Origin of the sequence: Aquamicrobium lusatiense (assembly GCF_014201615.1) — a bacterium.
In the GTDB taxonomy this organism is placed as follows: Bacteria; Pseudomonadota; Alphaproteobacteria; order Rhizobiales; family Rhizobiaceae; genus Mesorhizobium; species Mesorhizobium lusatiense.
The window spans coordinates 1,377,872-1,400,103 of sequence record NZ_JACHEU010000001.1; the positions used below are offsets into that span (position 1 = coordinate 1,377,872).

The following is a 22,232-nucleotide window of genomic DNA, read 5'->3' on the forward strand; positions in this document are numbered from 1 at the left end:
CACAGCATTGGAAGACGGCTCATGCGCAAGCTCGACCTCAGAAGCGGCACCCCCGTGTGGATGTCCTACCGCAGCCGCAGACCGGCCGAGTCGAAACTGACCGGGGACGTCTCGACCGACGTGCTGATCGTCGGCATGGGCATTTCGGCCGCCATGGTGGCCGACCTGCTGACCGAGGCCGGTCATGATGTGGTGATGATCGACAGGCGCGGCGCCTCGCTCGGATCGACGCCGGCAACGACGGCGCTGATCCAGTATGAGGTCGACACGCCACTGGGTGAGCTGAAGGAAAAGATCGGCGCCGACAAGGCGCTGCGGGCATGGCGGCGCGCGCGGCTGGCTGTCGGCAATCTGCGCGAGCGCATTGCCGAGCTTGGCATCGATTGCCACATGGTGCCGCGTCCCACGCTCTACCTCGCCGGCAACGTGCTGACCGGCTCTGCCTTGCGCGAGGAAGCGGAAATGCGTGCCGCCGCCGGGCTTTCGGCGCGCTATCTAACGGCTTCACAACTCCGGTCCGGATTTGGCATCGACCGTGCGGGCGCGATCCTGTCGCAGGGCAATCTTGCGCTCGATCCGGTCAAGCTGACCGGCGGCCTGCTTCTGGCCGCGCAACGGCGCGGCGCGCGCCTTCATGCGCCGGAGGAAGCGGTGAAGATCGTGCACAGGCGTGATGGCGTGAAGGTCACGACGCGCTCGGGCCATGAAATCTCCGCACAGCATGTGGTGCTGGCCACCGGCTATGAGCTGATGGACGTCGTCAGCGATGACCGTCACCAGATCATTTCCACCTGGGCGATCGCCACCAGACGCCAGCCGAAGTCGAAATTGTGGCCGGGCGAAGCGCTGATCTGGGAGGCTTCCGATCCCTATCTCTACATGCGCACCACCCATGACGGGCGCGTCATTTGCGGTGGCGAGGATGCGGAATTCGAGGATGAGGACAAGCGCGACGCGCTTTTGAAGGAGAAGACGCAGCGCATTTCCCGAAAGCTTGGAAAGCTGCTTCCCGACCTCGATCCGACGCCGGAATTCGCATGGGCGGGCAGCTTCGGCAACACTTCGACCGGCCTGCCGCTGATCGGCCCGGTTCCCGGCAAGCCGCGCCTGTTTGCCCTGATGGGTTATGGCGGCAACGGTATCACCTTCTCCCGCATCGGCGCCGAACTGATCCGCACCAGCCTCGCCGGGGCTGAGGATACCGATGCGGATATTTTTGCCCTGTGAAGCGAAAGGCGGTGAAGCGGGCCGCCGCTCAGCCGATCCGCTTCAGTGCATCCATGAAATAGGGCCGGAACGCCTGCGTGTGCTCCGACATCGGGAAATGTCCAAGCTCGGGCATGACCGTCAGCGTCGCGCCGGGAATGGCATTGGCGGTGCGTTTCGCATCGTCGGGCGTACAGGTCAGGTCATAGGCGCCCACCAGCAGATGCACCGGTGTTCGGCTGGTGTCGATCATGGCCAGCCGCCCGATCAGGCTGTCATCCTTCGTGTAGAAGGAGAGATCGCCACGGAACACGCCGGGGCCGGATTGCATGAACATCCACAGCGTCGCCCAGCGGTCCGCCGCCGGCGCGTGGGGTGAAATGTTGGTCGAGACGAGAGCTGCCCCCATCTCCCCGCCATGGGCGTCGGGCCGGTGGAACCAGTCGATGTCGTACCAGGCCGGCTGGAAATCCGAGGCTTCGATGGCGATGAAGCCCGAAAAGCGTTCGGGATGCAGTGCAGCGATCTGGAGCGCGATGCGCCCGCCCATAGAGCAGCCGGCGAGAATGGGTTTCTCCAGCGAAAGCGCATCCGCAACCGCCAGAACCGTCTCGATATAGGTTTCTGTGGTGAGCAGATATTCCTCGGTCTCGAAGCCGTGCGGCGGCAGGGATTTGCCGTGCCACGGCATGTCGAAGGCGAAGAAGCTGTGCCCGGCGGCAAGCTCCGCATCGTTGAGGACATGCCGCCACTGGCGCGTGTCGGCACCCGCCGTGTGGAGGCACAGGACCGGACGGCCTTCGCCGGCCATCTCGACATAGATGCGCTGCGCGCGCCCGGCGACGGTGACGTTTACATAGCGTCCAGTGACTGGCTCGAAACTCATGCCGGCTGCTCCCCATTCGCTGCAGGGCGGCCGAGCGCCATGAATTCCTTGAAGAAGCGCAGGTTTTTCACCAGCGCCAGTATGTCGCCGTCGATACGGCCGCGGCCGATCTTCACCAGCCCGAATATGTCATGAAAACCGGGTGCGGGCAGAGGCTCCCAGAAGGCTTCGAGCGCCTGCCTGTCGGTACGCAGCGCAAAACGCCACGGTGTCTTTGCGGAAGGACCGGGCGTGACCGATATGAGTTGCCCGTCGCGGAATTGCAGATAGAACGACTGGTCTTCGACCTCGATCAGTACGGTTTCGCAAAACAGCCGTCCGAGGCGCAGAATATGCGGCGAGGCGTTGTGGCGCTTCTGCATCGTCAACAGGGTTTCAAGCATGATGTGTTTGTCCTCCGAGTCGCATCGACCTGCCCGGAGCAATGCGGCATCATTCCATCAAGAGCAGTGGCCCCTCCAAGGCAATGCCGGTCGGGGTATGTCCCGATACCGGCGCGCGGCAGGCACCGGAGGGCAGGGAAGGAAGGGGTATCGGGCGATACCGGGCGGTGCATTGGCGGCGCCGGGGGAGGCGTGAATAGTTGAGACGGTACAGCGGGCAGGCAGGGCCCGTCATCGCAGACCCGGGAGGATAGGCATGCGCAACGTAACCATCGACACAGTCACCGACGCCGTCATCGACTCGCTTGGCAGGCATGGCGAAATCTCGCCGCGCCAGCGCGAGATCATGACGTCGCTTCTAAAGCATCTGCATGGCTTCTGCCGCGATGTGAAGCTTCAGCATCACGAGTTCCTTCAGGCCTGCGACTACCTCGCCCGGGCCGGTCAGGTGTGCGACGACAAGCGTCAGGAGTTCATCCTGCTCGGCGACATTCTGGGCGTCGAGGTTCTGGTCGACATGCTGTCGAACCCGATCGATGGCAGCGAGAGCGAATCCACCGTGCTCGGGCCGTTCTATCGCGAAAACCCGCCGGTGCTGCCCAAGGGCGCGTCGACCGTGCAGAAGCATTTCGACGATGAGGAAACCGTTCTCGTCGAAGGCTATGTCACCGACACGGAAGGCAAGCCGCTTGCGGGCGTGACTCTCGACATCTGGGAAGATGCGCCGAACGGCCTTTACGAGAACCACGACCCGGACCAGCCCGAATACAATCTGCGCGGCCGCTTCGAGACCGATGAAGATGGTCATTTCGTTCTGCGCGCCGTGCGTCCCGTGCCCTACCCGATCCCGGACAACGAAACCGCCGGCGAGCTCATCCGCTACATGGGCCATCACCCCAACCGGCCGGGGCACCTCCACTTCATCCTCGCCAAGGATGGCTATCGCACGCTGGTCAGCCAGGTCTTCGACGCCGACAGCCCGTGGCTGGACGAAGACTCCGTGTTCGCGGTCAAGAATAGCCTTGTCGCGAAGTTCGAGAAGGGTCGGCCGGGCGATGACACCGACCTCTACGTCCGCTTCGACTTCACGCTGCGGCCGCACGCCGAAGAGCAGAGGTTGGCAGCCGAATAAGCTTCATCTTCCCAAGCCTATGAATGCCGCGCCCAAGAAGGGCGCGGCATTTTGCGTTGGGACCGGCCCCGACGCGCGGCTTGCCATCAACACGGCATTTCGTCAGCTTGGAGGGCAGGGAGCGGACACATGAACCTGAAGCAGATCGAGTATTTCATCGCCCTTGCCGAGGAGCTGCATTTCGGCCGTGCCGCCGAACGGCTGGGCATGGCGCAGCCGCCGCTGTCGCGACAGATCCAGCAGATCGAGGCCGATCTCGGGGCACAGCTCATCAACCGTGGCCGCAACGCCATTTCGCTGACGCAGGCCGGCGAGCGCTTCTATGAACGCGGCTCGGCCCTGCTGGCGGAGCTTGGCGACATCAGGCTGGAGATCCGGCGCATCGGACAGGGCGCGGAAGGGCGCCTGCGCATCGGCTTCGTCGGCTCGGCAACCTACGGCATGCTGCCGACGATCCTGAAGTCGTTCCGCGCCTCATGGCCGGAGGTGAACCTGTCGCTGGCGCCGATGAACAACGCCCAGCTCCAGCGCTCGCTGATCAGGCGCGACATCGACATCGCCATCGCGCGCCCGGCGCTGAACGACAGCGAGATCGTCACCCGCAAGCTTATAGACGAGCCGCTGGTGCTGGCCGCGCCCGATGCGCTGATCACCACGCCGGGCCCGGTTTCGCTGCCGGAGCTTGGGGGCGTCTCTTACATTCTCTATCCGGAATATCCGCGCCCCTCGTTTGCCGATGTGGTGATCGAGGCCTGCGAAAGCGTAGGCGCCGACATTTCACGCCGGGTTTTCACCATGGATTTCCAGACGGCGATCGCGCTGGTTTCGGTGGGTGAGGGGGTGGCGCTGGTGCCGGCCTCGGTTGGCACCGCGCAGCGTCATGGCGTGCGCTATCACGAGATTGCGGGGCTGAAGGTTCGCACCGGCATTTCCGTCAATCACCGCATCGACGAGCAGGGCATCCACGTCCACAATTTCGTGACGCTGGCGCAGAAAGTAGCGCGCAAGCTGGTCTGATCAGGGCGCTCCGACGGCGCGCAGGCTGTCGCTGCGGTCGCGGCGATAGAATTTCACCTTGTCCGGATCGGGCATGGTTCCGATGCCGGGACCCGTGGGGACCGCGACGGAGAAGTCGCGATAATCCAGCGGCTCAGCGAGGATTTCCTCGGTCAGAAGCAGCGGGCCGAACAGCTCCGTGCCCCATGCCAGCTCCGGCACGGTGGAGAAGAGCTGCACGGCAGCGGCGGTTCCGAGCCCGCTTTCCAGCATGGTGCCGCCATAGAGGCCGATGCCGGCGGCGCGCGCAATGGCGATGACCTCGGCGGCCGGCAGCAGCCCGCCGGACTGGCACACCTTGACAGCGAACACATCGGCGGCGCGCTCGCAGGCGACGCGCATGGCATCCGCCGGGCCCTGCAGCACCTCATCGGCCATGATGGCGATCTCGTAGCCCTGTGTGAGGGCGCGCAGACCGTCGAGGCGTTCGCGCGGCACCGGCTGTTCGACCAGCACGCAGCCGATTTCCTGCAATCCTTTTACGCCGTAGCGGGCCTCGGTCAGGCTCCACGCCTGATTGACGTCGACGCGGATGGTGCCGCGGTCGCCGACGGCGCGAGCGATGGAGGCGACATGGGCGAGGTCGTCCTTCACCTTGCGCTCGCCGATCTTGAGCTTGAAATCGCGATGCCGGCGTTCGGAAAGCATCTGTTCGGCCTCGGCGATGTCGGTATCGCTGTTGCCGGAGGCAAGCGTCCACGCCACCGGCAGCCGCTCATGGATGCGGCCGCCGAAAAGCTGCGCCACCGATGTGCCGAGCCGGCGCGCAAGCCCGTCCCACAACGCCGTTTCCACCGCCGCGCGGGCCGCATGGTTGCCCTTCACCGCGCGCGCCATCAACCCGGAAGCCGCCGCGATGCGGTCGGCGTCCTTTCCGAGCAGCATCGGCGCGATGTAGCTGTCGACGGCAAGCTTGATGCTTTCCACGCTTTCGGGACCGTAGGAGAGGCCGCCGATCGAAGCGCCTTCGCCCCAGCCTTCCGATCCATCCGAAAAGCGGACATGCACGAGAACGACCGACTGGGTCATCATCGTCGTCATCGACAGGACATGACCGCGCACGGTCGGCACGTCGATAATGATGCTTTCGATATGATCAATGGTGGTCACGTCACGTCCAGTTCTTCAGTGCAATACATGCCGCGAGTTTCGGGGCGACACGATGGATTGTCCAATACTCGGCAGGTCTGACGCGATACCGCGCCCGCCTCATGCCAGATGCCTCATGCCGCTGCCTGCCCGCTGGCGAGGGAGCGCGCGAAGGAGCGTGCGAAGTCGAGGAACTTGAACACCTGCGGGCTCTGGTTGTCGGTGCGGGCGCAGATCGACAGGCGGGTGCGGGCCTGCGCGTCGCTGAGATGGCAGAAGCTGACGCCGGGCCGATGCGCGGCCTCGCAACAGGCCGGCACGATGGAGATGCCCTCGCCAACGGCCACGAGGCTGATGGCGGTCTGGTAATCCGGCGCCCACACGATATGCGGCGGCTGGAAGCCGGCCTCGCTGCATAGGCCGAGCACCATGTCGGCGAAACAGGGGCGCGGCTTGCGCGGAAACAGCACGAAGGGCTGGTCCTTCAGCGCCGCGAGGCGGATCGAGCCGCCAAGCTCCTTGGCGGCATTCTCGTGAAGGGCCGCCACCAGCGGCTCCTCGACGAAAAGCTGCTGGCGCAGGGTGGCGTCATCGAGGCTGGGCCGTACCACGGCCACGTCGATGGCGCGGGTGATGAGCTGTTCGTGGGACTCGGCATTGTTCATGGCGCTGAGCCGCAGGTCCACTTCCGGGAAGGCGCAACGAAAGCGCTTGATCAGGGTGGGGAAGGGGCCGTGGGTGGCCGAGCCGACGAAGGAGACGCGCAAGACGCCCGAGCCGCCCTTGCCGACAAGGCGCACATCGCGCACGGCACGCTCGATTTCCTCGGTAATGTAGCTTGCCCGCGTCTTCAGCAGTTCGCCCGCCTGTGTGAGCCCGATCTGACTGCGGCTGCGGTCGAAGAGCTGCACGTCGAGATCGCGTTCGAGCTGCGCGATCATGCGCGACAGCGGCGGCTGGGCGATGCCGAGCCGGTCGGCCGCGCGGCCGAAATGCAGTTCCCGCGCCACGGCGAGGAAGTAGCGCAGCCGCCTGATGTCGAAGGGCTGCGCCGTGTTGGCACCGTCTTCGGCGCTCATCTGGTCCCCGGCATCGTCATGCCACCTCCGGCAGGCAGGCAAACCGCCCGCCGTGGAAAAGCAGCGGGCGCGCCTGCGGATCGCTGCGCATGGAATGCACATGTCCGACGACGATGACATGGTCGCCCGCCGTCATCTCGCTGTGGACATCGGCAACGAACACCGTGGCCGCCTCATTGATGACGGGCAGTCCGCCGAGTTCCGAGAACGGGGCGGCACCTTCGATGCGCGGCTTGCCGGCGAAATGCCAGGCGATATCCTCCATGCCTTCGCGTAGCACGCTGACGGCGAAGGCGCCTGCGGCGCGCAGCCTCGGCAACATGCGCGCCGTATCGGCCAGCGAAATGGCGATCAGCGGCGGATCGAGCGAGATCGACATGAAGGCGTTGGCGGTCATGGCATGGTCGCCTTCGCCGCAGCGGGTGGAGATCACCGTCACGCCGGTGCTGAACCCGCCGCAGGCATTGCGGAATTCGCGTGCGTCCAGAACGGGGGCGTCGGGTGCTGGGGCCAGTGTGGTCACGACAACATCTCCAGATCGAGGGGAGAAAGATTTTGAGCCGCAGCTTCCTGCACAAGAGCGAAGGCGCCGGGGAGAAGGCCGAGCAGGGCGCGGGCCGCGCCGGGCTGGCCGCTGGCGCGCAGGCCGCGGATGCGGGTGGAGGAAATGCGCTCGCCCAGCGGGCAGGTGACGCTCTCGGCGGTCGTCACCGTGAAGCGGGTGGCGAGCAGTGCGAGATCGCCGGTGCGGCCGCGACCGAAGCGGAAATCCTCGCCGACATAGACTTCCCGCACACCCATTTCGCTCAGATCGTCGAGGAAGGCTTCGGCCGGGCGCGCGGCATAGTCCGGCGTGAAGTCCGCCACATGCACCCGGTCGACGCCGAGTGCATAAAGGCGTGCCACACGTTCGGAGAGCGAGCAGATCGGCCGGCCGCGTCCGAACGCCACTTTTGGCAGCGGATCGAAGGTCTGGACAAGCGCGGCCATCCCCTGTGCGCGCGCCCGGCGCAGCATGGCGCCGATTACCGCCTGATGACCGAGATGGACGCCATCGAAGGCGCCGATGGCAATGGATGCGCCCGTAGGGCACGCATCTGGGGCGCGGCGTGCTGAAACCGGGGTGCGCGATGGCGGTGCTGGCATCCGGACTCCTCCTTCCCGACGCTGGCGGCATGATCGCCGAATGGTTGCAGGCTGGCGAAGGAGGCGGCTTGCGGCAATGCCCGTGCAGGTAAGGCACGATACCTTATGGAAGCGCGAGGGTGATGAGAGAGTTCGTCCCGATCCAGCACGGGAGGAAACCTTGGACCAGATCAATCCTGACATCACCGCCGGCCAGACAGACGCCTATACGGGCACCGAATTCCTCGAAAGCATCCGCGACGGCCGCGAGATCTACATCTATGGCGAGCGCGTCAGGGATGTGACGACGCATCCGGCATTTCGCAATTCGGCGCGCATGGTGGCGCGCTGGTATGACCGCTTCCACGCCAACAAGGCCGATATCGGCGTGACCTGCGATAATGGGTCGGGCAAGCTCACTCACCCCTTCTTCCTCGGCTCGAAAACCTCGGAAGATCTGGTGAAGTCGAAGAACGCCATCATGGACCTGCAGCAGCCGGCTTTCGGCTGGATGGGCCGTTCGCCGGATTACAAGGCAAGCTTCCTCGGCACGCTGGGCGCAAATTCCGCCTTCTATGGTGATTACGCCGCCAATGCCCGCAGCTGGTACAGCCGCACCCAGCAGAAGCTGGATTACTGGAACCATGCCATCGTCAACCCGCCGATCGACCGCGACCGCCCGATCGAGGAAGTGGCGGACGTGTTCATGCATGTGGAGCGCGAAACCGATGCCGGCGTGGTCGTGTCGGGCGCCAAGGTGGTGGCCACCGGCTCGGCGCTTACGCACTACAATTTCATCGCCCATTACGGCATTCCGATCAAGGACAAGAAGTTCGCCCTGATCTTCACCGTCCCCATGGATGCCGAAGGCGTCAAGCTCATCGCCCGCCAGTCTTATGAGGCGCAGGCGGCGGTGATGGGCAGCCCCTTCGACTATCCGCTGTCGTCGCGCCTCGACGAGAACGATTCCATCCTCGTCTTCGACAAGGTGCTGGTGCCGTGGGAGAACATCTTCATCTATGGCGACACCGAGAAGGTGAATGCCTTCTTCCCCGCCTCCGGCTTCGTGCCGCGCTTCACGCTGCACGGTATCTCGCGCTTCGCGGTGAAGCTCGACTTCATCGCCGGCCTGTTCTCCATGGCGGTCGAGGCCACCGGGTCGTCCACCTTCCGCGGGGTTCAGGCCGCGGTGGGCGAGGCTTTGGCCTGGCGCAACACCTTCCACGGCCTTGCCGATGCGATGGTGAAATCGCCGATCCCGTGGCAGGGCACGGACGGCTACAATTTGCCGAACATGAATTACGGCCTTGCCTACCGTGTGCTGGCGGCCATGGCCTATCCGAAAATCAAGGAACTGATCGAGCAGAACGTCGCATCCGGCCTGATCTACCTGCCGTCTTCGGCGGCCGATTTCGACAGCCCGGCAATCCGCCCCTATCTCGACCGCTTCGTGCGCGGCTCTAACGGTTATGCCGCTATCGACCGTGTGAAGCTGCTCAAGCTTTTGTGGGACGCCATCGGCTCGGAGTTCGGCGGACGTCACGAACTCTACGAGCGCAATTATGCCGGCAATCAGGACAATCTGCGCATCGAGACGCTGCTGACCGCGCAGGCCAGCGGCGAGCTTGAAATGCTGCAGGACATGGCCCGCCGCTGCATGGCCGAATACGACCTCAAGGGCTGGGTGGCGAAGGACCTCATCAACCCGAACGACGTCAACGCGCTGCACACGCTGGCCGGAAAATAGTCCCGCTTCGCATTACTTGCAGGTGAAAGCGCCCGCCGCCGGATTTCCGGTGGCGGGCTTTTGTCGTCATCTGAGAACGGCGCGCAGGTTCGACTGAAGCTCGCGCAGCGCCTCGAGATACAAGGGGACCAGTTCTTCCGCGCCCACCTGCGTGGCCGGGACGCCGACATTGACGGCCGCGACCGTGATGCCCCGCGCATTGAACAGCGGAACGGCTATGGAGCGCAGCCCCATTTCCACCTCCTGATCGATCAGCGCGTAACCCTGATTTTTCACGCGGCCCAGTTCGCTCAGTATCGCTTCAGGGTCGGTCAGCGTGTGCGGGGTGCGGGCCGGCAAGGGCAATGCCGAAAGCAGCGCGCGCGCCTGATCGCCGGGCAGGGCGGCAAGCAGCACCCGCCCCATCGAGGTGCAATAGGCGGGCAGGCGCGAGCCCGGCATCAGGGCAATCGACATCACCTCCTTCTGCGCGGCCCGTGCCACATAGACGATGTCGGTGCCGTCGAGGATCGACACGGAGGAGCTTTCGCCGAGCTGTTGGGAAAGCGCATCGAGCAATGGCTGGACAAGCTGGGGCAGGGGCATGGTGGCGAGGCAGGCGGTGCCAAGCCGCAGCACGCGCGGGGTCAGCGTGAAGAACTTGCCATCGTAATCGGCATAGCCCTGGTGGGCGAGCGTGAGCAGGCAGCGCCGCGCCGTCGCCCGGTCGAGGCCCGAGGCGGCCGACACTTCCGCGATCGACTGGCGCGGGCGTTCGGCTGTGAAGGTCTCGATCACCGCCAGCCCCTTGGCCAGCCCGCCCATGATGTCGCGCTCCTGAATGGTCATGTGGCGCCTTTCGATCTTTGTGCGATAAGTCAACAAATACACCATATCGCACAAATGCCATTGCCGGAAGAGGTCGGGCCTGCCTAGTCTTCTGCCCGCAGGACCGGGCCCCATTTCGCCCGTCCGGAAAGGATTCTGATATGGACAAGACAGTCGCCGGCCTTCCAGAAGCGATCGCCGGCATCGAGGATGGCATGGCCGTGATGATCGGCGGTTTCGGTGGCGCCGGCGCGCCCATCGAGCTGATCCACGCGCTCATCGACCGGTTCCGCGCCACCGGCAGCCCGAAGGACCTGACGGTGATTAACAACAATGCCGGCAATGGCCGCATCGGCATCGCCGCAATGATCGACGAGGGCATGGTGGCCAAGATGGTGTGCTCGTTCCCGCGTTCGTCCGATCCGCGCGCCTTCACGGAAAAATATCTTGCCGGCGAGATCGGGCTGGAGCTGGTGCCGCAGGGCACGCTGGCCGAGCGCATCCGCGCTGGCGGCGCGGGCATTCCCGCCTTCTACACGCCCACCACCTACGGAACCGACCTTGCCAAGGGCAAGCCCGTCGCCGAGTTCGAGGGACGCAACTATGTGCAGGAGCGTTGGCTGAAGGCCGACGTGGCGTTGATCAAGGCCGAACTGGCCGATCCGCACGGCAATCTCACCTACCGCAAGGCGGCGCGCAACTTCTCGCCGCTGATGGCGATGGCGGCCGCCACCACAATCGTTCAGGCATCGAAGATCGTCGCTGCCGGCCAGATCGAGCCCGAACATGTGGTGACGCCCGGCATTTTCGTCGACCGTGTCGTCGAGGTTCGGGATGCGGCTCAGGAAGAAGCGCTGATCCGCGCGGGAGTGGAATACGCATGACCACCAAGCTCACCAACGCCCAGATCGCCTGGCGCGCGGCGCAGGACATTGAGGACGGGGCCTATGTCAATCTCGGCATCGGCTTTCCCGAAATGGTCGCCAAGTTCCAGCCGCCCGGCAAACAGGCGATCTTCCACACCGAAAACGGCATCCTCAATTTCGGCAGGTCTCCGCCGGAAGGCGAGGAGGACTGGGATCTCATCAATGCCGGCAAGAAGGCGGTGACGCTGAACCCCGGCGCGTCCTTCTTCCACCATGCCGACAGCTTCGCCATGGTGCGCGGCGGCCATCTCGATGTCGCGATCCTCGGTGCTTACGAAGTTGCCGAGACCGGCGACCTCGCCAACTGGAGCACCGGGCCGAAGGGCGTGCCGGCTGTCGGCGGGGCCATGGACCTCGTGCATGGCGCGAAGCGCGTGGCCGTCATCACCGATCACGTCACAAAGGACGGACGCCCGAAACTGGTCAAATCCTGCGGCCTGCCGCTCACCGGCGTCGGCTGCGTGACGCGCGTCTACACCAGCCTTGCCGTCATCGACATCGTTGCACAGCGCTTCGTTGTGCGCGAAAAGCTGGCAGCCATCAGTCTTGACGAACTGCAGGGGCTCACAGGAGCCGGACTGGTCGTCGAGGGGACCATTGCCGATCTTTCTGTTCCGGAGCTCTGACATGCCTGAAGCCTATATCTGCGACTATATCCGCACGCCGATCGGGCGTTTTGGCGGTTCGCTGTCGTCGGTGCGCGCCGACGATCTTGGTGCCGTGCCGCTGAAGGCGCTGATGGAGCGCAATGCCTCCGTCGACTGGGAAGCGGTCGATGACGTGCTCTATGGCTGCGCCAATCAGGCCGGCGAGGACAATCGCAACGTGGCGCGCATGGCGCTTCTGCTGGCAGGCCTGCCGGATGTGGTGCCCGGCGCCACCATCAACCGCCTGTGCGGCTCGGGCATGGATGCGGTGATGAGTGCCGCCCGCGCCATCAGGGCCGGCGAGGCCGAACTGATGATCGCCGGCGGCGTGGAATCGATGAGCCGCGCGCCCTTCGTCATGCCCAAGGCCGAGACGGCGTTTTCGCGTTCCGCGGAAATCCACGACACCACCATCGGCTGGCGCTTCATCAACCCGCTGATGAAGAAGCAGTATGGCGTGGATTCCATGCCGGAGACGGCCGAGAACGTGGCCGCCGATTTCGGCATCAGCCGCGCCGATCAGGACGCCTTTGCCGTGGGCAGTCAGGACAAGGCGGTTGCTGCACAGGAGAACGGACGCCTCGCGCAGGAAATCGTGCCGGTGACGATCCCGCAGCGCAAGGGCGATGCGGTGGTGGTCTCGAAGGACGAGCATCCGCGCGCCGGCACCACGGTGGACACGCTGGCCAGGCTGGCGACGCCATTCAAAAAGGAAGGCGGCACGGTGACCGCCGGCAATGCGTCGGGCGTCAATGACGGTGCTGCCGCCCTCATCATCGCCTCGGAAGCGGCGGCGAGGAAATATGGCCTGACCCCTATCGCCCGTGTGCTGGGCGGGGCGAGCGCCGGCGTTGCGCCGCGCATCATGGGCATTGGCCCGGCACCGGCCACGCAGAAGCTGTGCGCACGGCTTGGCCTCGCACCCTCTGCCTTCGATGTGATCGAGCTCAACGAGGCCTTTGCCGCACAGGGCCTTGCGGTTCTGCGCGAACTGGGCATCGCCGACGATGCCGCTCAGGTGAACCCGAATGGCGGGGCGATTGCGCTTGGCCATCCGCTTGGCATGTCGGGCGCGCGCATCACCGGCACCGCGGCACTTGAACTGAAGCTACGCGGCGGCAGGCTGGCGCTCGCCACCATGTGCATCGGCGTCGGACAGGGCATCGCCATCGCCGTCGAGGCCATGTGAGGCGGTTGCACACTTGCTGAAATGAAAACGGCGGGGATTTTCCCCGCCGTTTTGTATTTAAGAAAGCTTTTTAAGCGCCGAGCCCACGGTCGATCAGCCGGGCGAGGCGCTGCGAAAACGCTTTGGCGTCAAGCGGGCGGTCCCCGTCCAGAACGCGGGCCTCGTCATAGAGCAGATGCGCCACGTCGCTGCGGAAATCCGGCTCGGCTTCGCCGAGTTTCGCAAGTGCCGCAATGCGCGGATGGCGCGGATTGACCTCAAGGATCGGCTTCGAGGCTTTGTCCAGACGGCCCGCCGCGCTGAGCAGCCGCTCGAATTGCCGGTCGAGCGCATTCTCCGGCGCGACGAGGCAGACGGCGCTCTCCGTCAGGCGCTCGGAGGCGCGCACATCCGACACGTCATCACCCAGCGTTTCCTTCACGAAAGCGAGGAAACCATCGACTTCGGCGGGCGTTTCCGGCTTGTCCTTCGCTTCCGCTTCGGTCAGCGGAATCTCCGCCAGATCGGCACCGCCCTGCGTGACCGATTTGAATGGCTTGCCGTCGAAATCCGGTGCGTTGGCGGTCCAGAAGGCGTCGATCGGATCGGTCAGCAGCAGCACCTCGATGCCGCGTGCCGTGAAACCTTCGAGCTGCGGGGAGCCTTCGAGGCGGGCGCGGTCGTCGCCGGTCATGAAGTAGATGGCCTTCTGGCCTTCCTTCATGGCCGCGACATAATCGGCCAGATTGCGGGTCTCGTCGCCCGATGCGGTCGAGGTGAAGCGCACCAGCTTCAGGATCTGCTCGCGGCGCTCGAAGTCCTCGTAGAGCCCTTCCTTGATGACCGCGCCGAAATTCTCCCAGATCTTGCCATAAGCCTCGGCATCGTTCTCGGCCATTTTGGCGAGATCGTTGAGAACGCGATTGGTCACACCCTTGCGAATAGCAGCCAGAAGCGGGTTTTTCTGGATCATCTCGCGCGAGATGTTGAGCGGCAGATCGGCGGAATCGACGATGCCCCGCACGAAGCGCAGATAGCGCGGCACCAGTTCGGCGTCATCGGTGATGAAGACGCGCCGCACATAGAGCTTCATGTGGCCGCTGCGGTCCGGATCGAACAGGTCGAAGGGACGCGAGCCCGGAATGAAGGCCAGCACATTGTATTCCTGACGCCCCTCGGCGCGGAAATGGATCGTGGCGGCGGGCTCGTCATACTGGCCGGCAACGCTGCGGTAGAAATCGGTGTATTCTTCCGTGCTGATGTCGTTCTTCGACTTTACCCAAAGCGCTGTGCCGTCGGCGATTTCGCGCGGCTCCGCGTCCGGCTTCTCCACCAGCGAGACAGGCACCGGCACGTGGCCGGAATGCGAACGCACGAGCTGTTCCAAACGATAGGCCTCGGTAAAGGTGACTGCGTCTTCCATCAGGTGCAGGATGACGCGGGTGCCGCGCTGCGGGGCGTCTTCAAGCGATGCCGGGCCTACCGAGTAAGCGCCCTTGCCATCGGAGGCCCAGCGCCATGCCTCGTCCGATCCGGCCGGACGCGATACGACCTCGACTTTCTCGGCCACCATGAAGGCGGAGTAGAAGCCCACGCCGAACTGGCCGACCAGCTCGGCCTTCTCGCCGCCCTTAGCCGCCTCCAGCCGTTCCATGAAGGCGCGGGTGCCCGAGCGGGCGATGGTGCCCAGAGCCTCGGTCATCTCCGCGCCATTCATGCCGATGCCGTTGTCCTCGATGCTGAGGCGCCTTTTGTCGGCATCCGCAACAATGGTGATGCGCGGCCTGGGATCGTCGCCCAGCAGCTCGGGCCGTGCGATGGACTCATAGCGCAACTTCTCGCAGGCGTCGGCGGCGTTGGAGATCAGTTCGCGCAGGAACACCTCGCGCTCGGAATAGACCGAGTGCACCATCATGTGCAGCAGCCGGGCGACATCGGCCTCGAAGCTTTTGGTTTCCATATCGGGTGTGGTCGTCGTCATGTCGGATTGCCCCTGAATTATCCGCTCTGAATTATCCGGCTCCCAGATGGCGGCACGGGAACGCATTTTCAAGCCTTGAAAGCGATGACCTGCTTTCCATGAAAAAGGCGGGCGAAAATGGATTCGCCCGCCTTCCCCTCATATGTCGAGCTGTTCTTACAGGGCGCGGTCGTCGTCGCCTTCCTTCACGCGGGTCGGCAGGCCGATCTTGCCCAGAAGATTGAGGAACGGGCGCGGCGGCAGTTCCTCCACATTCGCCATCTTCTTCACGTCCCATTCGCCGGAGGCGACCAGAAGTGCGGCTGCAACTGCCGGAACACCGGCGGTGTAGGAAATGCCCTGCGCACCGACTTCCTCGTAGGCTTCCTTATGGTCGGCGACGTTGTAGATGAAGACTTCGCGTTCCTTGCCGTCCTTCACGCCCTTCACCAGATCGCCGATGCAGGTCTTGCCGGTGTAGTCGGGAGCCAGCGAGCCTGGATCAGGCAGCACCGCCTTGACCACTTTGAGCGGCACCACTTCGAGCCCTTCCGCCGTTTTCACCGGCTTCTCGGATAGCAGGCCCAGATTGTTCAGCACGGTGAAGACGTTGATGTAGTGATCGCCGAAGCCCATCCAGAAGCGCACATTCGGCACCTTCAGGATCTGCGAGATCGAATGCACTTCGTCATGGCCGGTCATATAGGCCTTCTGCGTGCCGACGACGGGCAGGTCCCATTCCTTGCCGATCTCGAACATCTTGTTCTCGGTCCACTTGCTGTCCTGCCAGGACCACACGCGGCCGGTGAACTCGCGGAAGTTGATCTCGGGGTCGAAATTGGTCGCGAACCAGCGGCCATGGCTGCCGGCGTTGATGTCGATGATGTCGATCGAATCGATGCGGTCGAAATAGTCGTCATAGGCAAGCTTTGCATAGGCGTTGACCACCCCCGGATCGAAGCCGGCGCCGAGAATGACTGTTACGCCGGCCTTCTCGGCCTCCTCGCGACGCTTCCACTCGTAGTTCGCGTACCATGGTGGCGTCTCGCACACCTTGGCCGGATCTTCGTGGATGGCGGTGTCGATATAGGCAGCACCCGTGTCGATGCAGGCAGACATGACCGACATGTTGAGGAAGGCGGAGCCGACATTGATGACGATCTTCGCGTCGGTCTTTTTGATAAGGGCCTTGGTCGCCTCGACATCGAAAGCGTCGAGCTGGTGCGCCTCGAACACGCCTTCGGCCTTCATGGCCTTCTTTTCCCGGACGGAGTCCACGATGGACTGGCACTTCGCAAGAGTGCGCGAGGCGATATGCAGATCGCCGAGCACATCGTTGTTCTGCGCGCACTTATGCGCCACGACCTGCGCCACGCCGCCGGCGCCGATGATGAGCACGTTTTTATTCATTCCGGGGGATGTTTCCTTATCGCTGGAGGGAAAGTGCAGGCCTTATGAGAGGCTCTGCTCGTAATCCGCGAATCCGAATTCGCGGACGGTCCTGACCGATCCGTCCAGTTCACGGATCGCGATTGCCGGCATGTTGACGCCGTTGAACCAGTTTTTCTTGACCATGGTGTAGCCGGCCGCATCCTGAATGGAGATACGGTCGCCGGGCTTCAGATCTGTCGGGAAATCGAACTCGCCGAATATATCGCCGGCAAGGCACGATTTGCCGCAGACCATATAGCGGTGCGGACCTTCATTCGGCGCCACCTTGGCGGTCTCACGATAGATCAGCAGGTCGAGCATATGCGCTTCGATCGACGAATCCACGATGGCGAGCTGCTTGCCGTTGAACAGCGTGTCGAGAACGCTCACCTCCAGCGTGGTGCTTCTGGTGATAGCGGCCTCGCCCGGCTCCAGATAGACCTGCACCCCGAAGCGTTCGGAAAATGCCCGGAGGCGTTCGCAGAAGGCGTCGAGCGGATAGTTGTCGCCGGTGAAATGAATGCCGCCGCCGAGGCTCACCCATTCGGCCTTTGCGAGCAGCGACCCGAAGTTCTCCTCGATCTGCGACAGCATCTTGTCGAACAGGGAAAAGTCCGAATTCTCGCAATTGTTGTGGATCATGAAGCCGCTGATACGGTCTATGACCTTCTCGACCTCCGCCGCATCCCATTCGCCCAGCCGGCTGAACGGGCGGGCCGGATCGGCGAGATCGAAGGAGGATGACGAAATGCCGGGATTGAGCCGCAGGCCGCGCGCAATGTTGCCGGCGCGATCCCCGAACCGCTCAAGCTGGCCGATGGTGTTGAAGATGATTTTGTCGGCGTGGGAGACGACATCGTCGATCTCGTAATCGGCATAGGCTACGGAATATGCATGCGTTTCGCCGCCGAATTTCTCGCGGCCAAGCCGTACTTCGTAGAGCGAGGAGGAAGTCGTGCCGTCCATGTACTGGCGCATGAAGTCGAACACCGACCAGGTGGCGAAGCATTTCAGCGCCAGCAGGGCTTTTGCCCCAGATTTTTCGCGCACATAGGCGATCTTTTCCATGTTGCGGAGAAGATTTGCCTTGTCGATCAGGTAGTAGGGGGTCTGAAGGGTCATTCGGCCTGCTCGCGAAATTCTCCCGGATAAGGAGATTTCAAACTTCGGATTTCGGGGAAACGCTTTTTGAAACCTTGTCCGCGGCTCCAGGCGGATTGTTTCAGATTCGTTTGAAAGGAAAATGACGACCCGGCGACGCTTGATCATCAGCGTCCGGGCAATGCGCCCGCTTACCTCGCGGGCTCCAGTCTGGGTCTCAGGGTCGTCTTCATGCCGCGGAAGTTAATGGACCCCCCCCTTAAGTTCAAGTGACATCTTCACGACACGGCCCTGCTTGACAAAACGCCAATATGATCCAAGCTATTAAGCATGAGTATTTCGTGGGCCCATATCATGTTTCGGTGTCATCCCTTGATGGGATGCTGACCCGGCTCGGGCCGTCCCCCCGAGTCCGGGGGCATTCCATCTTTGAAATCCAGCGGTGCAGGACAGCACCAGAACCTTCAACCGGAAGGCCCTGAGGCGACACCTTCGGGCTCAACACACCGCCCGTGCGGGCGGCAGAGCGAAGCAGAAAACGCCATGCGCAAACCGAGCATCATCATCAGCAAGGCCGACCACGATCGGCTGACCACCCTTGCCAACGGCCTTCTTGAGAGGAAGCCGGAAATGGCCGACGCCCTGCTCAACGAGCTGGAGCGCGCCAAGGTGGCCGCCTCGGGCAATGCGCTGCAAAACACCGTGCAGATGGGCGCGACCGTCGATTACGAATCAGATGACGGCAACAAGCGCCGCGTCACGCTGGTTTATCCGGCCGATGCCGATATCGCACAGGGCAAGGTCTCGATCCTCACGCCGATCGGCACGGCGCTGCTGGGCCTCAAGGTCGGTCAGTCCATCGACTGGACCGCCAATGACGGCCGCACGCATCGCCTCACCATCACCTCGGTGGAAGACGTCGTCGAAGCTTCGTGAGGCGGATGTGCCGGCGCGCGCTGTCCTGCCTGATCAGCCCGAAATGATTGTTCGCGGCAGCCTTGTTGCCGGCGCTCCACACAGATTTTTCCATCACGCGGGGTGCCTGATCGCAGGCCTCTGACCCCTGATGCGACGGCTCGCATCAGGGGAATGATCCATAAAGCCATAACGGACTGGCGTCGGAACGGCTTACCCGTTCCTGCGGGAGATTTGCCATGGTGACGGAGCCTCATTTCCAACTCACAACAGGGGACCACACGACCCTCCAGGCGATTCTGGAACGGCACAACGGCCCCTATGATGCGTTCATGTCGCTGCTTGAACGCAAGGTGCGCGAAAGCACCATCTATTTCCGCGACGATATCCCGTCGAACGTGGTGACGATCGGCACACGGCTGGTCTATGTGGTTGATCAGACAACCCGTGGTCCACGCGAAATCGTTGCAGGCGAGGCAGAGGAAGGAGCGGGTGTTCTTTCCATCCGCACGCTGCACGGTCTCGCGCTGCTTGGTCTTTCAGTCGGCTCGGCGCTCCGGGTTCCGGCCGAAAACGGCGGTGTCGAACTGGTTCAGGTTCGCGAGATCCTGTCGCAGCCGGAGGCGCAGGCGCGGGCGGCCGGCTCCGTCAGGAAGGTGGTGGCCTTCCGGCCCCGGAGCATGGCCACGCCTGTCGCCTTCGATCCGGATGACGATCCCGGCCCGAGCGCTGCCTGACAAATAAGCTGGGCCCCGCGGGTCAGGCGCTGCACTGTCCGGCGGCCACGGCCTCGATGCGCTCCATGCCGCCGACGCGTTCGGCGAAGCTTTCCCACACCGCCCGTGCCGGAGCTTCCCACGCAGCCTGGTCGGTGACGTCATGAAGGACGGCTCCGCCGTCTTCGGCAACCTTCACCGACGCCTTTTCGTCGGCCGCCATCAGCGTGTTGAAATGGCGCGCGCCCTCGACGGCGGCCTTTTGCAGGACGGAGCGGGTTTCTTCGTCCTGTCCCGACCAGAAGCGGCCGGAGAAGATCACGGCGCCCGCCGCGTGAATGTGGCCGGTCAGCGTGACCTGCGGCACGACCTCGTAAAGGCGAAAGCCGGCATAGGCGGACAAGGTCAGGTCCATGGCGTCGACATGGCCCGTGGACAGCGCGTTGTAGGTTTCGGTGATCGGCAGCGCGATCGGATGCGCGCCGAAACTTTCCCACAATTGCGCATGCAGCGGGCTCTGGATGACCCGGATGCGCTTGCCCTTCACATCTTCCGGTGACAGCAGGGGCTCGCGCGCCAGCAGATGGCGTGCGCCGTAATTGATGAAGGCGGGCGCGACGATGCCTTCCTTTTCCAGCCTCTCGCCAAGGTCATCTCCACACGCGCCCTCCAGCGCGGCTTCGAGATGAGCGGCATCGCGGAAGAGGAACGGCAGGTCGAAAAGCTGCGTTTCCGGCACCCATGTAGACAAGTTGGAGAGCGTCGACAGGCTGGCCTGAATGGAGCCGAGGCGGATGCCTTCCGCAACCTCCTTCTCGCCGCCGAGTGCTGCGTTCGGCACGATGTTGAAGGCGAAGCGCCCCGGCAATTCGCGCTCCACCGTCTCGGCTATGTGCCTCCACACCAGCGTTTCGGGTTTGTCGTCGCCCAGCAGCGAGGCGGCGACGACGGGCGTTGCGGCGTGGGAACGCCTCAGCGTCGGCATGGCAAGCGGCATTGCGGCAAGTCCGGTAAGGAAGGTGCGGCGATTGGTTTGCATGGTTCTGGTCCTTGATCAGGGGCTAAGGAAAGCGGCGTGGGCGGCGATGCCCATGCTGATGCACAGCAGCGCCAGGAGCAGCGCGGCGAGATAGGGCCGGGTGGCGGAGAACAGGCGGGTCGCCGGCACGCCGGTGGCGGCACTTGTGACCTGCACCAGTATGCCGACCGGCGGCGTCAGCCCGCCGATCATCAGGTTGACGACCACAACGACGCCGAATGCGACCGGATCGATTCCGACCGCGGCAGCGACAGGCAGCAGGATCGGCGAGAACAGCAATATGGCGGCGCCGATGTCGAGCACGAGGCCGACGCCGAGCAGGATGAGATTGGCGGCGATCATGACCATGAACGGATTTTCGCCGAAGGACCGGGCAAGGCCGGTAGCCCATGGGCCGATGCCGTCTATGGCCAGCAGGAAGGCGAGCGGGGTGGCGGCCCCGATCAGCATGGTGATGGCGGCGGTTTCGACGCCTGCTTGTTGAAGGGCAGGGAAGATGCCAGCGCGGCTGTGCCGGCCGCACAGGGCCAGCACCAGTGTATAGGCGGCCGCCAGCGCCGCCGCCTCGGTGGGGCTGACAATGCCGAAACGGATGCCGGCAACCACGATCAGCCCCAGCCCGAAAACCGGTACGGCCCGCAACGCCAGCCGCGCGCGCGAAGCTTGCGGTTCGCTGGCAGTGGGGACCGCGATGACGGCCCTGAAATGGATGGCCACGGCCAGCGCCGCCGCCAGCGCAAGCCCGGCGAAAAGGCCCCCTGTCAGCAGGGGGCCGACCGGCAGGTTGGTGGCCGCGGCCAGGATCAGGAATGCGATGGAGGGCGGGATGATGTTGTCGAGAACGGCGGTTGAGGCGATGATCGCACCGGCGCGTTCGGGCGTATAGCCGGCTGCGGTCAGCGGTTTCATGAAGGTCTTGGAACTGAACGCCGCATTGGCGATGGAGGACCCGGATACGCCGGAGAACAGCACGCTGGTGAGAAGCACGGTCTGGCCAAGCCCGGCGCGGCGCCTGCCGACCATGGCGGCGGCGAAGCGCACCAGATCGCCGGCAGCGCCCGAGATGGTCAGCAAGCCGCCGGCCAGCAGGAAGAAGGGAATGGCGAGCAGCAGATAGCGGCCGATGCCGCCAAGCAACGACAGGGCCAGAGCCGGTTCGACCAGCATGCTGCCGAAGGCGAGCGCGGCATAGCCGGCGAGCACGAAGGCATGGACAAGCGGCGCGCCGACAAGGATGCCGATGCCGATCACCATGAGGGCTGCAAGGCTGGGCGAAAGCAGGGATGAGGACAGCCCGGCGGCAATCGGCACGAGCATCAGCGCCGCAACCGTGCCGGCGGCAAGCAGAAGCCCCATGCGCCGCGCGCCGGCCAGAACCAGCATCCGCATCGCGATACCGGCAGCACCGGCAAGCCCCAGCGCTGCCGGGCGCATCCATTCGCCCAGCCCGAGCAGGGCGGAATGCCCGCCCACGTCCAGAGCGGCTTTCGTTCCGGCAATGGTCAGCACGCCGCAGGCGGCAAGGGTAAAGGCTTCCGCAAGTGTTTCGCGCAAGGCGGCCCATCTGCTTTTGCGGCCATGGGCGAAAAGCTCGATGCGCATCGCCAGCGCGCCATCGGCGATCATCGGAAAGCCCAGGCAGGCGAGAAGCAGCAGCAGCCACACCATGGCTTCCTCGATGCCGAGAAAGCCCGAACCCAGCAGATAGCGCTGCAGGGTCGTTGCCGTCACCGCCGCCAGCATCAGGGCAAGCACCACGCCGCAGGCGCGCGCCAGCGCGCGCTGCAAAACGGCTGCCCAATGGCCGGCGCGGGTCATC

General features: G+C 64.1%; 21 protein-coding genes. 9 read left to right on the top strand and 12 right to left on the bottom strand.

Annotated elements, in window-relative coordinates; genetic code table 11:
• The first annotated feature begins 21 nt into the window (after positions 1 to 21).
• On the top strand, positions 22 to 1,227 hold the full coding sequence (locus tag HNR59_RS06605) for an NAD(P)/FAD-dependent oxidoreductase (protein ID WP_183827609.1): 1,206 nt from the start codon (positions 22 to 24) through the stop codon (positions 1,225 to 1,227).
• A 28-nt stretch (positions 1,228 to 1,255) separates the two neighbouring features.
• Here the strand turns inward: HNR59_RS06605 and HNR59_RS06610 are convergent, their stop codons facing one another.
• The gene (locus tag HNR59_RS06610) at positions 1,256 to 2,092 is read right to left on the bottom strand and encodes an alpha/beta fold hydrolase (protein ID WP_183827612.1); all 837 of its coding nucleotides are present in this window, start codon (positions 2,090 to 2,092) and stop codon (positions 1,256 to 1,258) included.
• Entirely contained in the window at positions 2,089 to 2,475 is a 387-nt protein-coding gene (locus HNR59_RS06615) for a hypothetical protein (RefSeq protein ID WP_183827615.1), read from the bottom strand. Before HNR59_RS06615 ends, HNR59_RS06610 begins: the two co-directional genes overlap by 4 nt.
• 256 nt (positions 2,476 to 2,731) lie before the next feature.
• Here HNR59_RS06615 and HNR59_RS06620 point away from each other — a divergent pair, with 256 nt between their 5' ends.
• The gene (locus tag HNR59_RS06620) at positions 2,732 to 3,607 is read left to right on the top strand and encodes a dioxygenase family protein (protein WP_183827618.1); all 876 of its coding nucleotides are present in this window, start codon (positions 2,732 to 2,734) and stop codon (positions 3,605 to 3,607) included.
• A gap of 129 nt (positions 3,608 to 3,736) precedes the next feature.
• Positions 3,737 to 4,624 (top strand): LysR family transcriptional regulator, encoded by an 888-nt coding sequence (locus HNR59_RS06625; RefSeq protein WP_183827621.1) that lies wholly within the window; start codon positions 3,737 to 3,739, stop codon positions 4,622 to 4,624.
• Here HNR59_RS06625 and HNR59_RS06630 read toward each other — a convergent pair whose 3' ends face one another.
• From HNR59_RS06630 to HNR59_RS06645, 4 genes are all read right to left on the bottom strand, one after another.
• Positions 4,625 to 5,773, bottom strand: coding sequence for a muconate/chloromuconate family cycloisomerase (locus HNR59_RS06630; RefSeq protein ID WP_183827624.1), 1,149 nt, complete (start codon positions 5,771 to 5,773; stop codon positions 4,625 to 4,627).
• A gap of 113 nt (positions 5,774 to 5,886) precedes the next feature.
• The gene (locus HNR59_RS06635) at positions 5,887 to 6,831 is read right to left on the bottom strand and encodes a LysR family transcriptional regulator (RefSeq protein ID WP_183827627.1); all 945 of its coding nucleotides are present in this window, start codon (positions 6,829 to 6,831) and stop codon (positions 5,887 to 5,889) included.
• A gap of 16 nt (positions 6,832 to 6,847) precedes the next feature.
• Positions 6,848 to 7,354 carry a flavin reductase family protein gene (locus HNR59_RS06640; protein ID WP_343060700.1) on the bottom strand — a complete coding sequence of 169 codons (507 nt, stop codon included), beginning with the start codon at positions 7,352 to 7,354 and terminating at the stop codon, positions 6,848 to 6,850.
• Positions 7,351 to 7,977, bottom strand: coding sequence for an FAD synthetase family protein (locus HNR59_RS06645; RefSeq protein ID WP_183827630.1), 627 nt, complete (start codon positions 7,975 to 7,977; stop codon positions 7,351 to 7,353). The genes HNR59_RS06640 and HNR59_RS06645 overlap by 4 nt, the downstream gene beginning before the upstream one ends.
• A 160-nt stretch (positions 7,978 to 8,137) precedes the next feature.
• Between HNR59_RS06645 and HNR59_RS06650 the strand changes: the two genes are divergently transcribed.
• A complete protein-coding gene (locus HNR59_RS06650; RefSeq protein WP_183827633.1) occupies positions 8,138 to 9,703 on the top strand; it encodes a 4-hydroxyphenylacetate 3-hydroxylase N-terminal domain-containing protein in 1,566 nt (521 codons plus the stop codon).
• 66 nt (positions 9,704 to 9,769) lie between these two features.
• Here the strand turns inward: HNR59_RS06650 and HNR59_RS06655 are convergent, their stop codons facing one another.
• Entirely contained in the window at positions 9,770 to 10,531 is a 762-nt protein-coding gene (locus HNR59_RS06655; RefSeq protein WP_183831403.1) for an IclR family transcriptional regulator domain-containing protein, read from the bottom strand.
• A 140-nt stretch (positions 10,532 to 10,671) separates the two neighbouring features.
• Between HNR59_RS06655 and HNR59_RS06660 the strand changes: the two genes are divergently transcribed.
• From HNR59_RS06660 to pcaF, 3 genes are read left to right on the top strand one after another with little or no spacing between them, the layout of a single operon-like run.
• Entirely contained in the window at positions 10,672 to 11,394 is a 723-nt protein-coding gene (locus tag HNR59_RS06660; protein ID WP_183827636.1) for a 3-oxoacid CoA-transferase subunit A, read from the top strand.
• A complete protein-coding gene (locus tag HNR59_RS06665) occupies positions 11,391 to 12,062 on the top strand; it encodes a 3-oxoacid CoA-transferase subunit B (protein ID WP_183827639.1) in 672 nt (223 codons plus the stop codon). The genes HNR59_RS06660 and HNR59_RS06665 overlap by 4 nt, the downstream gene beginning before the upstream one ends.
• Position 12,063: 1 nt before the next feature.
• A complete protein-coding gene (gene pcaF / locus HNR59_RS06670) occupies positions 12,064 to 13,272 on the top strand; it encodes a 3-oxoadipyl-CoA thiolase (protein ID WP_183827642.1) in 1,209 nt (402 codons plus the stop codon).
• Positions 13,273 to 13,342: 70 nt separating this feature from the next.
• On the opposite strand, the gene htpG is transcribed toward pcaF, so the two are convergent.
• From htpG to HNR59_RS06685, 3 genes are all read right to left on the bottom strand, one after another.
• Positions 13,343 to 15,232 (bottom strand): molecular chaperone HtpG, encoded by a 1,890-nt coding sequence (gene htpG / locus HNR59_RS06675; RefSeq protein WP_183827644.1) that lies wholly within the window; start codon positions 15,230 to 15,232, stop codon positions 13,343 to 13,345.
• Positions 15,233 to 15,388: 156 nt separating this feature from the next.
• Positions 15,389 to 16,621, bottom strand: a complete 1,233-nt coding sequence (locus tag HNR59_RS06680; protein WP_183827647.1) for a saccharopine dehydrogenase family protein — start codon at positions 16,619 to 16,621, stop codon at positions 15,389 to 15,391.
• Between the two features lie 42 nt (positions 16,622 to 16,663).
• The gene (locus HNR59_RS06685; RefSeq protein WP_183827650.1) at positions 16,664 to 17,764 is read right to left on the bottom strand and encodes a carboxynorspermidine decarboxylase; all 1,101 of its coding nucleotides are present in this window, start codon (positions 17,762 to 17,764) and stop codon (positions 16,664 to 16,666) included.
• 522 nt (positions 17,765 to 18,286) lie between these two features.
• Here HNR59_RS06685 and rnk point away from each other — a divergent pair.
• Positions 18,287 to 18,679 carry a nucleoside diphosphate kinase regulator gene (gene rnk / locus HNR59_RS06690; RefSeq protein WP_183827652.1) on the top strand — a complete coding sequence of 131 codons (393 nt, stop codon included), beginning with the start codon at positions 18,287 to 18,289 and terminating at the stop codon, positions 18,677 to 18,679.
• Positions 18,680 to 18,897: 218 nt separating this feature from the next.
• A complete protein-coding gene (locus HNR59_RS06695; RefSeq protein WP_183827655.1) occupies positions 18,898 to 19,395 on the top strand; it encodes a GreA/GreB family elongation factor in 498 nt (165 codons plus the stop codon).
• 22 nt (positions 19,396 to 19,417) lie between these two features.
• Here HNR59_RS06695 and HNR59_RS06700 read toward each other — a convergent pair whose 3' ends face one another.
• Both HNR59_RS06700 and HNR59_RS06705 read right to left on the bottom strand, forming a co-directional pair.
• On the bottom strand, positions 19,418 to 20,413 hold the full coding sequence (locus HNR59_RS06700; RefSeq protein ID WP_183827658.1) for a TRAP transporter substrate-binding protein: 996 nt from the start codon (positions 20,411 to 20,413) through the stop codon (positions 19,418 to 19,420).
• A gap of 15 nt (positions 20,414 to 20,428) precedes the next feature.
• On the bottom strand, positions 20,429 to 22,231 hold the full coding sequence (locus HNR59_RS06705; protein WP_183827661.1) for a TRAP transporter large permease subunit: 1,803 nt from the start codon (positions 22,229 to 22,231) through the stop codon (positions 20,429 to 20,431).
• Position 22,232: the final 1 nt, after the last annotated feature.